This is a genomic window from Pirellulaceae bacterium (assembly GCA_029243025.1).
Lineage (GTDB): Bacteria > Planctomycetota > Planctomycetia > Pirellulales > Pirellulaceae.
Genome location: JAQWSU010000017.1, coordinates 38681 through 54015, shown reverse-complemented (window position 1 = coordinate 54015; position 15335 = coordinate 38681). Strand labels below are relative to the sequence as shown.

Genomic DNA, 15335 nt, shown 5'->3' with positions numbered 1-15335 from the left:
TTCGATGGGTAGGAGATGCAAGTTTCCTGAGGATTCAGCGGCAATGGTATGGACAGGCGGAAATTGAATCGCCAAGTCAACATTGAGTTCCCGTTTGATCGATAAACTAGGCGTTTCGTGCTGAATGGCTGATCAGCACGCTAAAGGTTTTGCGACTTGGACACTGAGGATGTGCGGTGCTTCCCAAATGGCCCCGGTGGGACGTAGCGAGCCATTTTCAGGGTCTCGTCTTAGAACCATTAAATTTCCTGGCTCACGACCTGCTGGCGCGATTCGGTCGGGATCGGAACCTTGGCCACCCGGTTGACGCGCGGTTGGGTCATCCGCATTTTGATTAGCAACCAGAAGAAAATGATTGTCGAGAAATGTGATCGACCATGGTGTTCGGCCGCCACTGGCAATTCGGACTTGATCTGTTGGTGCAAGCACGCCATCTGCGTGAATCTTGAAACCAGCGACCGAATCATGTCCTCTCGCTGAGGAATACACGTGACGACCATCGGGGGAAACTGCAATGCCCGCATTGTAGTTTGGTTGCGCGTTGTACATGTATGGACGTGGCGGTAATTCATCTAACCAAGTTTGGGGAATCGTCATGTGAGGTGGACCGCACGGAATCAGCGTGCCTCTGGACTCGTCAAATCGATAGCTGGATATCGTGTGGTCCAATTCATTGACGCTTAATAAAAATTTGCCGTTAGGTGAAAAGCGTATCAGACGTGTACCGGCAAGGTAATGGCGATTATTGTCGGGTGCTGCATGACCGCGCAGGACAAAATCCGGTTTACCCGAATCAAAAGATTCTCCAAGGGGAAGTGAAAACACTGACAGGTTACTGGTGCCAAGATCACAAACCGCCAACCATTTTCCACTGGGGTGGCACGCGACTCCATGCGGGTGTGATCCATCCTCGGGAAAACCTTCTGGGAAACCCAGTTCTTTCGCCGCAGCACTAGGACCCAGTTGCCGGACTTTCTCAGGAATACCAAAATGCGTCAGCAAGCAGACTCGGGGATCGCCGCAAAGTTGACCATCGGTGTCAAGTGATAGAGAGGAAATTGAGCCTGCCATGAAATTGCATGTAAACAGGTTTTCCTCACGCATATCCAAGCTGATATCAACTGGCATCACACCATAAGGTGTCTTCGAGGGTTCAGGGGTAACCTGCAACAGGATCGGTCCACCAATGATTTTCCCTTGATCGTGGGGAGCTAGGTGGTAGCAAACGACTCCATGTCTTCCAGCGGTAGTAAACAGCTTCGTTCCTTTTTGATTGATCACCTGAGCGATCGGCATCAATGTCCCTTCCGGCAGCGTCGTTTGTTGCACGGGGATCAAGCTATTTGTGGTGGTATCGAGCGAGAGAACCGTCAGCTTCGATGCCCGCTCGTCAGGCAATGGCGCGTTGTAGCAATGTGAAACACAGTAGATAGCCGGTATCCGGTGTGGTGACACGTTGTTTGCCTCGGTTTGTAATTGCATGTTGCTTTGTCAATCAGCTGATGAAATGCACTTCGAATGATTATTGTGCTTGAATTTCCTCGGAGCGTAAACAGTGGCTCGACGAAGCAAGATTCATCTCAATATCGGTTCTCCCATGCGGAAATAAAGCATCAGAGGTGCCTTACGATCTTCATCAATTTTACACTGATCTCGCAATCATTTCGGTTATTTCTCTGGCACATGCCTGGCCCGTTATTTGATCGACAGTGAGTTGTGCAGGCGTGTTCGCATGAAGAAGTAATAGGACAACGGAACTTAAGTACAAGGATTCAAGGTTGCATACCTAGAGTGTAAAATCAGTCCAAGATATTTATTGTTTAGGCAGCTCTCTTCGCATTAAGTGTGGGGCAATTATTTGTTGGGTATATGCCATGCGTGATGCACGCAGACAGATTGAGCTCGTCGAGTCGCTTTAGAAGATCTGCAATCGCATGAGAGTTTGAACGGAGAGAAGTTCTAAAAGCATCAACCCAGGGGTACTTCAATTGATGAAGGTCGTCGGAGTTCAATCCGGCGGCCTTTTTCTGTTTCAGCTCCGTCGCCCCAAGTGCAATCAGATCGAAGGGTTGGCAAAATTCGACCGTCAGTTCACCGTTGCCCCAAGTCGAGTTCGATAGTACGAAATCGAGCAATCGGCGTTTCTCACTGGCTGACTGCTTTTCAAAGAGTTCTGCCGCTCGATTTGCCAGTTCGAGAATCTCTACACCTTCCTGCAGGTAGCTCTGATTGGCGTGCTCATGCTGCGCGAGATTCTGTCTGACGGCAGCCTGTTCTTGACGCCACTCCGTTGACTTCTGGTCGAAGAATTCGTCTGTCACGCGGCCATCCAGCTTATCGATATACATGCGGTCGATTCGATTCTGGAGGCGACTGTACTCGCCTTGGAGACGCTGGACCGCTTCATCGTGGAACCGTTTTTCATTCCGATTGAGGTGTTGAACTAAATCTTGGTGGGACCAATTACGCCCTGCGATACTGGGTCGAGAGGGTCGGACCGACGGAGCATCGCAATGTGAAGCGGTCGTCGAGGCGAGTGTGGCTCAGCATCATCTTATTTACGGATTGCTTGTGTTTGTGTTCCTGAAGTAATCATACCCGCCGTTTTCAGCTGCTTTCCAGTACTAGTAGATCTCGTGAAAAAAGAGCTGTCAACGGCACTTCCGCAAGCGTCGCGATCGCCAAAAGAAGCCGCGAGGTCCGTCGCCTTCACCTCGCAACGCCAACGAAGACTACAGCCTCGTTCTTGGCCTTTTGTATTGACGACCGGAGCCGTTTAGCATGATGCCACTGGCATTTGCGGCGCTGTTCTTGCTTCGTTTGAGTCGGATCTAGGTGGATTTCAAATGAGCAGTCCAATCAGAGTTGGGATGGTTTGCGTTGTTTAAAGTTTATTGACTTTCTTGGGGCTCACTCCGGACGTGATGACTTGGGATTTATTGCAACGCTTTCGTGAAAGGGGAAAACGATTCTGGGAGGGAAGAACCGGATTATTGAAGACTGGGCAATGGTCAGTGGTTACTTCCCGTTTCGTGTCTTAAGAGCCGTTTGGACTGGCAAGGATTGATCACTCAGCCACCAACGAGCACAGGAAACTAACTGAGATCATCCGGCAGAAACCAGTAAGGATCAATAGTTTTGATAAGGCCCCAGCACACTAGTTTTGAAGTCTTTTTTTATCCGTAGAATCGGAAGAAATCAAAAAGTGCGTCACCCGGATAGGTAGCGTTAAAGTTTTTGGTTTGATGCTGTAGCATGGCCTGATTCGATCTGCGAAACTTGTTAGAGATTTGTTCAGAGCTCTGCTAGATTGAAGTGAAGCTGAAAGAGGCGGAATTGTGAATAGACGTACATTTCTTCAGGGAGCGGGGGTTGTCTTGCTCCTCCCCCGCATGGAAAGCCTAGGGCAAGTCGCCGAGGCCGATTCGCCGCGCCGCCTGCTCACGATCGTTAATCACCTCAGCTTTTATCAGCCCGAGTTGATCCCGCAGGTGGACGGTGCATTCGAGAAGACGCCGCCCTTGCTGGACGAGTTTTCCGATCACTTCAATCACCTAAAGATTTTCAGCGGGCTGGACAACCCTGCCGTACAGAACGGTTTCGGGCATACGCCTTGCGTGGGAATTCTCTCCGGTTACTTCAACAAGCTGCGACGCAAAAACCGGCTATCGATTGACCAGGCAGTCGCGGACCTGATTGGGGCCGACACGCGTTTCAGGTCGCTGGTCTTTCAGGCTGGAGAGAACCTTAACTTCTCCCAGATCTCCTGGAACAAACACGGATTACCGGTTAAACAGATCGATTCTCCCCGGAAAATTTTCAATCTGCTCTTTCAAGTCAACGAAAACGAGACGACGCAACAGCAAGTACTCGCCGAAGACCGCAGCATTCTCGATGCGGTGTTCACTCAGGCCAAGTCGATGGAGAAGCGTCTCAATGCGACTGACCGATTGAAAATGGATGAGTATCTAACTTCAGTCCGCGAAGTGGAGCAGACGATAAAGCGCCGAGCCTACTGGGCCGACCACTCCAAGCCACGCGTGGACTACGACTTCGAGGATTTCAACCGCAAGTCGGTGGACGACTACGTAGGCACCTTGCTGGATCTTGCCGTGCTAGCCCTGGAAACCGATTCGACGCGTGCGGTCACAGTGCAGATTCCGTTTTGGGAAGGCTTCAAGGAGCCGGACCTCAGTGGTAACTACCACGATCTTTCCCACCACGGCCAGAAGCCGGAGAAGATCGAGAAGTTGCTCATGCTGGAGCACGCAATCGTCAAGCGGATCAGTACTTCGCTCAGCAAGATGAAGGAACGCAACGCAGGAAACAGCTCGCTCTTCGATCAGACGACCACCCTCCTGACCGCCTCCATGGGCAGCGCCAACTCTCATAATTTCGATGACCTGCCAGCCCTGGTGTTTGACGGCCGTATGAAGACCGCCGGCCATTGGCAAAAAAAGGACGCACCAATGAGCAACCTGTACCTCGGGCTGCTGCAACTGTTCGGGGCCGAGCAGGAACGGTTCGGGGAAAGCACCGGAGCCTTCGAGGTGTTGTCATGATGCTGCGGCCCTGGGCAGTGCTGCTGGCGGGCTTTCTTCTATCGGGGACGCTTAACGCGGAAACCACGCTGGAACAGTTCTTCGCGCAAAACTGTGTCAATTGCCACGGCCCTGAAAAACAAAAGGGCAAGGTGCGATTCGACAAGCCGGTTGGCGACTTGCTCTCTGATGAGGAGTTACTGGAGACAATTGCGGCCGTGCTCGAGGCTGGCGAAATGCCGCCGGACGAGGCGCCGCAACCCAAAGCGGAAGCAGTCGCTGAGGTTGTGCAGATGCTTCAGAAACAAATCCTCACCCAGCCCCCGGTCAATACCCTCAAACGGCTCACTCGCGCTGAATACACCAACACGATCCGTGACCTCTTCGGTGTGGATTTCGATTTCACCGGTCTACTGCCGCCCGATCACGTGGAGCACGGCTTCGACAAGTTTGGCGAGGCTCACCTGATGTCGCCGCATCAGGTTATGGCCTACCTCAAGGCCGCACGCTTCATCGCCGATCGTGTCTTGCCGGATGCCAAACCCAAAACGAGGACGTGGGGATTCGATGTGCGGCATTTTCATGGCAGCAAAAACTTTGCGACCGGTGGAGGTGGGGATTACCGAGATGGTGACGACTACGTTCTCACGGGCTTCCGCCCCTACCGTAGCAATCTGCATTTCTCCATCGATCCGGAGAGCCACGATCAATTTATGATTCCCGCCTTTGGGGTGTACCGGCTCGAAGTAAAAGCGCATTCGGGAAAATCGAACGAAGGCGAAATCATCGGGATCAATCTCGGGGACGGGCGTCACCCGACCAGCTTTCAGATGATCCGTCGGATTCCCATGCCGCATGGCTCGAAAGATTTTACGACCGAGCTCACGCTGAAGGCGGGCGACCAGCTCGCCTTCACCTTCGATAGCGCCCGTGTGCCGGGCAGAAGTTTGGAAAAGAAACCACACAAGGGTCCAGTCATGCGATTCTCTCATCTGAGGGTGACCGGCCCGTTAACGGAGCAGTGGCCGACCGCAGCGATGGAGGCCATTCTCCCCAAGCCGAATATGAAGCCGACGGAGCTCGTCGATCACATTGCGTTGTTGCTCACGCAGCGGCCTCTGGTGGAGGAGGATCGCAAAGCATTTGTCGAGATCGCTCGGACCCGCGAGAAGGTCGGCACCTCGATGATCGCCACCGCCCGCAGCGTGCTGATCGCGTTGTTGACCTCTCCGCATTTCATCTACAAGTCTGAGTCACCAAGGTTAACCGACGTGGAACTGGCCTACCGTCTGTCGTATTTCCTCTGGAATTCTGCCCCCGACGCCACACTTCTGAACGCGGCCAGGTCCGGCACCCTGCGCAAGGATCCATCAGCCCAGGTGGAGCGGATGCTCGAGGATACCAGGGCAGGTCGCTTCATCGACGACTTCACCCGCCAGTGGTTGCAACTTGACAGGGTGGGCAATTTCGGGCCGGATGTCCGAGTGTTTAAGAACGTGCGTCGCATGACGGTCAATTCCATGGGGCGCGAAGGCCGCGAGCTTTTTCGCCACCTGCTCGAGAAGGGGCTGAGCATGGAATACTTCATCGACTCGGATTTCGTGATGGTCAATGACCGTCTGGCCCGCTTCTACGGTTTGCCCGCCGTCGAGGGTGATGCTTTCGTGCCGGTGAAGCTTCCCAATAAAAGCGAACGGGGCGGACTCGTGGCTCAGGCCGGTTTCCTCAAGCTTACCTCCACCGACTTCGCCACATCACCGATCCACAGGGGCTCGTGGATTCTTAAGAATCTCTACAACGAACGCATCGAACCACCCGCTGACGTTTTGATCAACGAGCCGGACATCCGGGGGACCACCACCATCCGCGAAGCCATTCTCAAGCATCAACAGCTTGAAAGCTGCTCCCGTTGTCATTCGAAGATCGATCCCCTGGGGTTTGCCCTGGAATACTACGATCCGGTTGGGCGCAAACGGAGCGAGTATCGGCACGTTGAAGAACTCCTTGTCGAGCAGGAGCGAACGACGTTCACGAAGAAACTCAAATTCACCAAGGTACCGATTGACGCCGCCATGAAACTTCCGAACGGCCTGGAGGTGCGAGATCTTCCCACGCTCAAGGTCGCTCTAATGGCCGATAAGGAACGCATCCTTAAGGGCATCATCGGAAAACTCATCAGCTACGCCCATGGCCGCGAAGTCACTCGGGCCGACCGTCCGACTGTCAACGCAGTCTTCGAGTCGATTGCTGATGAGGATTTATCTCTTCGCGCCGCTATCCACGCTATCGTGGCCCACCCTGGTTTCGGCCGGAAATAGCCTGACGCGTGAGCGGGGGACGGAATTCGAAAAGCTCTGCCGCTTGATTTGCCAGTTCGAGAATCGCAACGCCTTCCTGCAGGTCGCTCTGATTGGCGTGCTCATGCTGCTCGAGATTCTGTCTAACGGCAGCCTGTTCTTGATGCCTCGAGTTCGAGCCGCCCCGGACCAGTGTTTGCTTGCCGAATCACTCGAATCGACGGTTTCACCCGTGATTCAAGTGATTCGATGAGTTCACCCAAATCGACTGGATTATCGCTCCCATCATCCACAATGATGATCTCATATTCGTCAACGGTAAGTGTCTGTCGGCAGAGTGACTTAATGCAATCATTAAGAGCGGTGTTGCGGTTGTAGGTCGGTATGATAATTGAAACGTGGATGTTGCATTCTCGCTATTGTATTTGATATTCGAGTAGACGAGTGCGTGGATAAATTGAATGCACGGATGTGGTCCATTGATCAGGTAATGCTGCTAATAGCACCGCCATTTCCTCCTGCAGTACGCAAGTGGACGTGGAGCCGAAATTTCGGTCGCCCATCTACTCATTTGTTTTGATTAGCGTACAACAAATACTAAAAACAATGCCACAGATTGCATCGGTTCGTTGCATGGTTAAGCGTTTTTTTTATCGCAAAAAACTTCGTATAGTGGATGCGTTTCAGACCGGTTCACACCGCAGAGGGCACAGATTCGAATTCTGTATCGCCCACTGCTTTTTTGAGACTGCAAAACACGACGAAAACTCACTCTTCGTTCATTGGGGAACGGGAGCATCATCGAAGTGACTACCCCCCGGTCTTTGCGCCAAGTTGAGTGAGAGAATCGGGGTTGGTAATGCGGCTGTGTTCTGGATGCTGAGGCGTAGCCGAAGCCGGAAGAACAGAGCCTGCCTGGTTTGTGAACGAGATCGCGTTTGTCTGCTTGCCCTCAAACCGAACAATCATCCACAGTCACCGAACCGTACTTTTCAAAATCGAACCACGCGTCGTTTCCATACTTACCGCCGCGGAGACAAATTCGTGGCGGGCGTGGCGTTCCGCCGTGCTATCGGTGATCAAAAGCGTGAACCTACTAGACTCGCTGTCAAAATCGTCGAAAGGGGACAAACAAGACAGTCCCACTGCTATGGTTGGAAGGGACTCTACGGTGCTTGTCATCTGAAAAACGAGAATCTGATTCTCAAGTGTTTGATTGAACTAGCGAGGAAGCCGGGGAATGCACCATGATTCTCGCCGCTTTTGTGATATGCCGGTGCAAACGATTGGCTACACTGGTGTTTCGGATTAATCCTTTGAATTGTGTTGAGCGAGAGAGTGCAACATGCGGGCAACCGTCTTGACCTTGGTCGGATTGGCTCGCTGGCGAGCGCCGTAATGTTTCGTCGTTCGAAAAATTGGTTAGAAGGACGACAACAGTCCACTTTTCAGGTGGGCTGTTTTTCGTTCCGCATTTATTGCGTAGGACGGCATGCGAATTAATTTGGGCAAGAAACGGACCGTGCGGCATCTCCGTGTTGAGCTCTGTGAGTCCCGTCGCCTTTTGGCGGCGGACATTGTGATCAACGAGATTCACCATAATCCATTGGGCAATCAGAGCCTTTCGGAATTTGTCGAGCTCTTCAATGCGGGAGACGAGGCGGCTGACGTATCGGGATGGCGATTTTCTGACGGAGTCGCATACGAATTTCCAACGGGAACGTCCATCGAGCCAGGTGAATACTTCGTCCTTGCGGAAGACGCGACAGCCTATTCTGCCGAGTTCGATATCGGATCGGGCCCATTTGCCGCGTATGAAATCGAGGCAGGGAGTCGAGGCCGACAGAATTTTGGTGGTGCGGTTGGGATGGATTTCGTTGTTAACGATCCGATCGCTGTCACCCATTTAGCTGCGTTTGACAGTCGTTCCGATGGCTTCGGTTTGGATGTCACGATTCAACTCTGGTCGCGAAATGAGGCCGACACGCCAAATCTTCCGAGCGACGATCAAGGTGTGTCGATCTTGTCGGCACTGACGTTTACGGCGGACTCGCCGGGCGAGCTGATCGGCGGTTCTCGGTTCAAACCGCTGTCAGAGGCACTGAATCTTGATGCCGGCGCGTACACGATAGTCGCTTCCGGATACGGCGTCGGTGAACGGTTGCTGAATGGGGGAGCAGAAGGGGCTGGGACGGTCAACGACGGCGGTGGCCGAATTTCGTTCGTTGGGACTTCGAGGTTTGGCGACAACCCGAACGAATTTCCCGGTACCACTGACGCTCATCAGCATCAGTACGGTGCGGGCTCGTTTTTATTCGAATTCGAATCTGACGTCGAATTCCATACAGCAGACGGCGAGTACGACGGCAAGTTGTCGAATTCGGGTGAACGCATCACGCTTCGGGACAACGCCGGGAAACTTGTCGACACAGTTTCCTACAAAGTTGGTTTTCCATGGCCCACTGCGGCGGGCGGAGATGGTCCGTCGATGGAGTTGATTCATCCTTCGCTCGATAACGACTTGGGCGGCAGCTGGCGGTCAGCAGGTGGCAGCATCTTGGGGCGTGCCACACCAGGCTTGATGAATAGCGTCCATTCCACGGACGCGCCGCCACAAATTCGTCAGGTCAACGTGGAACCTTCGCAACCCTCGGCCGGTGTCGACGCTGTGCTGACGGCAAAGGTGACGGACCCAGGTGGAGTCGCAAACGTATCCGTTCAGTATCAGCTCGTAGACCCGGGCGACTACATACCGCAATCGAATACCCGTTATCAAGTTGAATGGACCGACCTCCCTATGTCGGATGACGGAACAGGAGCAGACGCGACCGCGGAGGACGGTATCTACACGGTGATCCTTCCTGCCGAACTGCAGACACATCGTCGGTTGGTGCGTTACCGCATTGCAGCGAGTGACGCGGAAGGGAATTCCGTACTGACTCCCCATGCCGACGATGTCCAGTCAAACTTTGCCTACTTCGTTTACGATGGGATCCCCCAATGGACTGGGGCAGACCGGCCCGGAACAACGGAGCCCGTGACCTACTCGACCGACGTGACACGATCGCTGCCCGCATTTCATTTAATCTCGCGCGAGTCGGATGTCACGGACAGCAATTACAATTCACGGTTCAACACTGATGAGTTTCGCTTTGAAGGGACGCTGGTCGTCGGGAACAAGGTGTACGACCATATTCGCTATCGAATTCGGGGGCAGAATTCGACTTACGTAACCGGCAAAAATAAATGGAAACTGAAATTTAATCGCGGTCACGAGTTTCAAGGCTTTGACCAGTACGGCAACCCGTGGCCCGAAAAATTGCGCACCCTCAATTTTGGCACCGCCGCGTCTCCGTGGGCTCCGGCGAGTCGAGGACTGGCCGGTCTGGATGAGGCGATTGCGTTTCGACTATTCAACATGGCCGGTGTAGCTGCTCCAAACAGTAGCGCGTTTCAATTGCGGGTGGTTGATGCCGTTCACGAAGCGTCGGATGCCGACCAATACGGTGGCGATCTTTGGGGGCTCTACCTCGCTTTTGAAAACCCAAGTAGTGACTTCCTTAAATCGCATGACCTGCCAGAAGGCAATCTTTTCCGGATGCAGAATGCAGCGAGCGAACTCGAAAGCCATGGCTTCGGATTGCCGGACGACCTGTCAGACCTGAATGCGTTTACTTCGCGGCGTACTGGATATAACCTTCGAACAGTACAGCCCATTGAATGGTGGCGTACCAACGTTGATTTGGATGGATATTATAGCTACCGAAGTGTTGTAGAGGCTTTGAATCACTCGGATATCCGTGACCGTGAAAACAGTTTGCTGTATTTCAATTCCGAGACAAAAAAATGGTCGATGTTGCCCTGGGACGTTGACCTGCTGTACGAAGAATTCGACCGCTGGGGTCCTGACGGCGTACAAAATGCGTCGCCTTTAGAACAGTTTCGCAAGGCGCTGAAGTACAAGGAAATTGAAATTGAGTTTCAGAATCGCGCGCGTGAACTACAAGACCTGCTTTTGAATAACGAGCAAGGATCGCTGGTCGTTGAAGAATACGCTCGGTATGTCGAAGTATTCGCCGCAATCGACCGCGCTCAATGGGACCACAACCCTCGGGTCAGGCGATCGCCAGCCAACGGAGAGCATCGTGGTGCCTTCTATAACGAGGTCTATCAATATCCCGCAGGCAACGGTGCGGCGGGCGAAGTCCGTCGAGCAATCAGTCCCGTCGGGTTCGAGGGCATGGTGAATTGGGTCAAGCAGTTCATTTCCAAGGACGGTTTCGGGGGCGGGCAACTGGCCGTGCTTGCGGACGATTCGATGATTCCTAACACTCCGATATTGGCGTACGAAGGTGCGGACGGATTTCCTGCGGATGATCTCGTCTTCCGGAGCAGTGAATATCAAGACGCACAGGGTGCTGAAACATTTGCAGCCGTGGAATTGCGACTTGGACAAATCCATAATCCCACCACTCCCACCTATGACGCTGCAGAACCGTGGATTTACGAAATCGATACTGTTTGGACGAGCGGCGTTCTTAATCCACTCGATCCGCAATTGAAACTGCCCGCTGACGAAGTTGTCGTAGGCCAAACCTACCGAGCTCGCGTTCGGCACCAAGACTCAACAGGGCGATGGAGTCACTGGTCTGCTCCCGTTGAGTTTACCCCAGGCGCGCCGACCAATTCCGTGGGTGGCGGTTTGAGAATTGCCGAGATCCACTACAACCCAGCCGATCCAACCCCGCAAGATCTGGCGGCCGGATTTTTCGATCGCAATGACTTCGAGTATTTGGAAATCCTCAACGTGTCGGAAGAAATGGTTGATCTGACCACGACTGCCATCACTGGTGGTGTGACGTTTAACTTTGCGGATGGAACCGTGGCCCAATTGGCTGGCAACGAGCGACTTGTGGTCGTGGAGAACGTCGCGGCGTTCCAACAGCGATACGGTACAGATATCGTGATCGCGGGGGAATGGTCAGGGCAACTCTCCAACGGGGGGGAACCGCTTAGTTTATTCGTCAACGCGGATCGGATTCAGCAATTCACCTACGAGGACATTTGGCATCCATCGACAGACGGTGGTGGGTTTTCGTTGGAGCTCGTCGACGAATTCGGTGCAAGGATCAATTACGATTCAGCTCAGGCTTGGCGTGCGAGTTCGCAAATAGGTGGCTCGCCGGGAATTACAGGACTGCCACTCCCCGGTGACTCAAACCACGACGGAATTTTTAATTCCTCCGATTTAGTGCTGGTCTTCCAGTTGGGCAAGTACGAGGATGGCACGCTCAACAATGCGACCTTTGAAGAGGGCGACTGGGATGGCGATGGAGACTTCACCACACGGGACTTTGTTTTCGTTTTTCAGCAAGCTTCCTATGTGGCCGCCGCGGAAGAAGCACAAGCGAGTGACGCCGTATTCGCCATGTTGGCGTTGGATTTAGAAAAACGCAAAACGGGCGGTGGCATGAGAAGCCTTGGTTGATGCCTTGGGTTTTCGTTGCTCGAATCTTAACGGTTAATTCAGCACAAAAGACTTCGTCGGAATCTTTTAAAGTGGGCTGTTTGAGACTGGCCAGCCTGCAAGTTGGCGACAAGGTGACTGGAGCGGCGACGGCCTTTTTTCTTCTTCTGTTTCAGTTGGGTCGGGTGTGCGGTCAACCGGTTGTTTGTGCATTCTGTCGATGGGTTGGGATACGGATCATAAAGCGGTGCACCGCAGACGAATTGGTGATGCACCGGGTTCTTGGATCGATACGCGACATGATCCTGCCTTTTCTCCCTCAGGTTTGTCTGTATTTCATATAACAACCCCTCCCAAAATGGTCGATCTCAAAAACGATTGATGAGTTGCAGCTCGTATCATCGCATTAGTCTTCCTGCAAAACTTGAGCAGTTACTAACAAGCAACAAGCGATTAACAGTTTGTTTGCAGCGACCTATTCCGACGGCGAAATGGGCTGTTTTAGAGAATGAGATCGGGCCATCAGCTTTATATTGGACGCGACGCGAAGCTTACCGGCCTTCTCCACCAATCGGTCCACTTGCGTTCGCGTGCGCAAGTGGGGATTATCCATGACGGGATGTTTGCCGCGGAAGACAACTTGTCTGATCACGACCTTTTTACTGATTTTCTCGGAGGCAAAAAAATGCGGCCGCGCAGTGCTTGGGGCAGTTACGGACGCCGGCAGCGAGGCGATCGCTGATACGGCTATAAAGTTGCGGCGGCTAATTCGTAGTGCGGAGACTTTCATGACTAAATTACCTCTGGTGTTGATGTGTGTATTCTGTTGAGTAACAAATCAGCAGTCAGAGACTCCGTACGCGGGCCAGAAGTGGCCGAAAGCGGGTCCGAAGGATTGCCTGTGGCCACATGTCCGCATCGAACGGATTCCACCTTACCCGGACCGGGCAGGTTGGAGGGGAAAGCTCCCAACTCATCATGCTGTTTGCGGCAGACGTTCTCAATGCAGCCTACGCCCATAAGACGGTCGAGCCGCCCGAGGGTTCTCACATTTCTTTAAATATTTAGCGGAATTCCAAGGTTTTAGATTCGATCGCAAAACCAGCCGGAATCGTGAGAGACAAATGGATCGTTAGAGGGCAGTGGCTTGAACGAACTTCTGTGGCATGTCGCTGTTTTCTCACGATGTGTGAACGCCTAACTAGTCTTCATGGCTCGGGCAAGTTGTCAAAAACTGATTTGAAAGTTTTTCGGCGGCGTGGGAGGAGGCAGCTAATAATAATCGAAACGATCAATCCGAGCGGCGGTCGAAGGTTTACTGCCGTATCTGAAAAATAAGCTTCGTGATCCAGATGATGTACAGCTAGTCGGAGCTAGGAGAATCTAGCTTTGATAGAGCAGTGTCCTTGACTTCCGGAGCTACTTCGACTCAATCAGTTTCTCGGATGATCGTTCGAACAACGCTGAGTACTTTCCCTCGCCCGATTGCATCGAGATAAACCAAGAGAGTCATCAGCTCGGAGCTGTCAGGATTATCTGAGAGATTTTCAAATGTGCCTGCCTGTGTGGATGCATTGCCGCATGACGAACAATCCGACGAGTCATTTGCGTGTATGTCGTCGGACAAACTGTTCGCAACCTCGGAATCCTCGGAGGTGTACGACAATTGACGAAGGTCGTCCGAGCCCACTCCGGCGGCCTTCTTCTGCTTCCGTTGGGTCGGATGTGCGGTCAACTGGTTGGCGGGGCATGGATCCTGTCGATGCCTTGGGATAGCATGAGGAAACGGTGAACCGGAGCCGATCTGGTGATGCACCGGGTTCTTTGATCTGTGTTTTGTTCGAACTGAATGGTTCGTTTTCTATAAAGTTCGCCAAATAAATCCCAAGAAAATTCTGAGGCTAATCATCCATGAATGTCCGCATTGCTGTTAAAACGACGGTGATTCTGCTAGTGATCGCCATGTGCTGTGAACCATTACTCGCTTGTACCTATTTTTTTCAGAAGGCAAAAGATGGTTCGGTTGTAGTCGGAAGATCCATGGAATTTGGAAATGAAGTTGCTTCACGACTGGATCTTGTGCCTCGAGGCACGTCCTTTGAAAGTACCGCTCCCGATGGTGCCATCACTACGGCGTGGCAGAGTAAATACGGTTTTGTCGCAATGTCACATCATGGAAAACATTTGTATTCGGATGGGATAAACGAAAAGGGGCTCAATGTCTCGACGCTTTGGTTCGTCGACGGATCCTATCCTAAGCCGAAGGCGGGAGAACCTGCGTTGCGAAATTACGATCTGTGCGGCTGGGCATTGTCCAAGTTTTCCACAGCCGACGAGGTTGCCGAGGCGCTTCGCTCTATCGTGGTTTGGGGGGCATTTAACGAATCGATGAATATGGTTCTTCCGTTCCATTGGGCCGTTACGGATGCAACCGGAAAATCTATTGTGATCGAGTATGTAAAAGGTGCGTTAACGATCACCGACAACTCCCGAATCGGCGTAATGTGTAACTCTCCATCGATCGACTTTCACCTTACGAATTTACGCTGTTATTCAAATCTCAACCCCGCCACCCAGCAGGCTCCCGAGGTGCTGAAGGAAGCTGGTTGGGCTTTGGGTTCAGGTTTGCGTGGGCTCCCTGGTGATTTTACGTCTCCCAGTCGCTACGTGCGTGTGGCTGTACAAAAGCACTATGCCCCACAACCAGACAACGCAGAATCGGCGGTCAGTCAGGCAATTCACCTGCTTAATACGGTCGATCAAGTGCCCGGCGTTGTCGTTTTTGGCGGAGACCGCGGTGCCGGGGACGGAGAAGGTCCACCAACTCAATTCACACCGTGGATTACGGTTGCCGACCTTGCGAACAAACACTTTTACTATCGCGCCTACGACAGCCAAGATATCCGTCGCGTTGATCTCACCAAGATGAACTTTGACTCTGGTCAGCCCTATCGCTCCGTTGATATCTATGGTCGCAAAAAATACGTTGACGATACGGCGCGTTTATTAGGCGGTAAGTAGTCCGCCGTC

Annotated in this window: 7 protein-coding genes and 1 riboswitch; of the genes, 5 read left to right on the top strand and 2 right to left on the bottom strand. The window is 52.7% G+C overall.

All coding sequences use genetic code 11. The features are described from left to right. Positions 1 to 132 precede the first annotated feature (132 nt). Complete coding sequence (locus P8N76_07205; protein MDG2381444.1) at positions 133 to 1482, bottom strand: beta-propeller fold lactonase family protein; 1350 nt, start codon at positions 1480 to 1482, stop codon at positions 133 to 135. 338 nt (positions 1483 to 1820) lie between these two features. Then, positions 1821 to 2348, bottom strand: a complete 528-nt coding sequence (locus P8N76_07200) for a hypothetical protein (protein ID MDG2381443.1) — start codon at positions 2346 to 2348, stop codon at positions 1821 to 1823. A gap of 990 nt (positions 2349 to 3338) precedes the next feature. Here P8N76_07200 and P8N76_07195 point away from each other — a divergent pair. The 5 genes from P8N76_07195 to P8N76_07175 all read left to right on the top strand — a co-directional run bounded on the left by P8N76_07195 (position 3339) and on the right by P8N76_07175 (position 15326). Continuing rightward, a complete protein-coding gene (locus tag P8N76_07195) occupies positions 3339 to 4562 on the top strand; it encodes a DUF1552 domain-containing protein (protein MDG2381442.1) in 1224 nt (407 codons plus the stop codon). Beyond that, entirely contained in the window at positions 4559 to 6859 is a 2301-nt protein-coding gene (locus tag P8N76_07190) for a DUF1592 domain-containing protein (GenBank protein MDG2381441.1), read from the top strand. The genes P8N76_07195 and P8N76_07190 overlap by 4 nt, the downstream gene beginning before the upstream one ends. A gap of 43 nt (positions 6860 to 6902) precedes the next feature. After that, the gene (locus P8N76_07185; protein ID MDG2381440.1) at positions 6903 to 7091 is read left to right on the top strand and encodes a hypothetical protein; all 189 of its coding nucleotides are present in this window, start codon (positions 6903 to 6905) and stop codon (positions 7089 to 7091) included. A 1239-nt stretch (positions 7092 to 8330) separates the two neighbouring features. Continuing rightward, positions 8331 to 12326, top strand: a complete 3996-nt coding sequence (locus tag P8N76_07180) for a lamin tail domain-containing protein (protein ID MDG2381439.1) — start codon at positions 8331 to 8333, stop codon at positions 12324 to 12326. An 860-nt stretch (positions 12327 to 13186) separates the two neighbouring features. Further along, positions 13187 to 13292, bottom strand: a riboswitch (SAM-I-IV-variant riboswitch). Positions 13293 to 14216: 924 nt separating this feature from the next. Continuing rightward, positions 14217 to 15326, top strand: coding sequence for a linear amide C-N hydrolase (locus P8N76_07175; GenBank protein ID MDG2381438.1), 1110 nt, complete (start codon positions 14217 to 14219; stop codon positions 15324 to 15326). Positions 15327 to 15335: the final 9 nt, after the last annotated feature.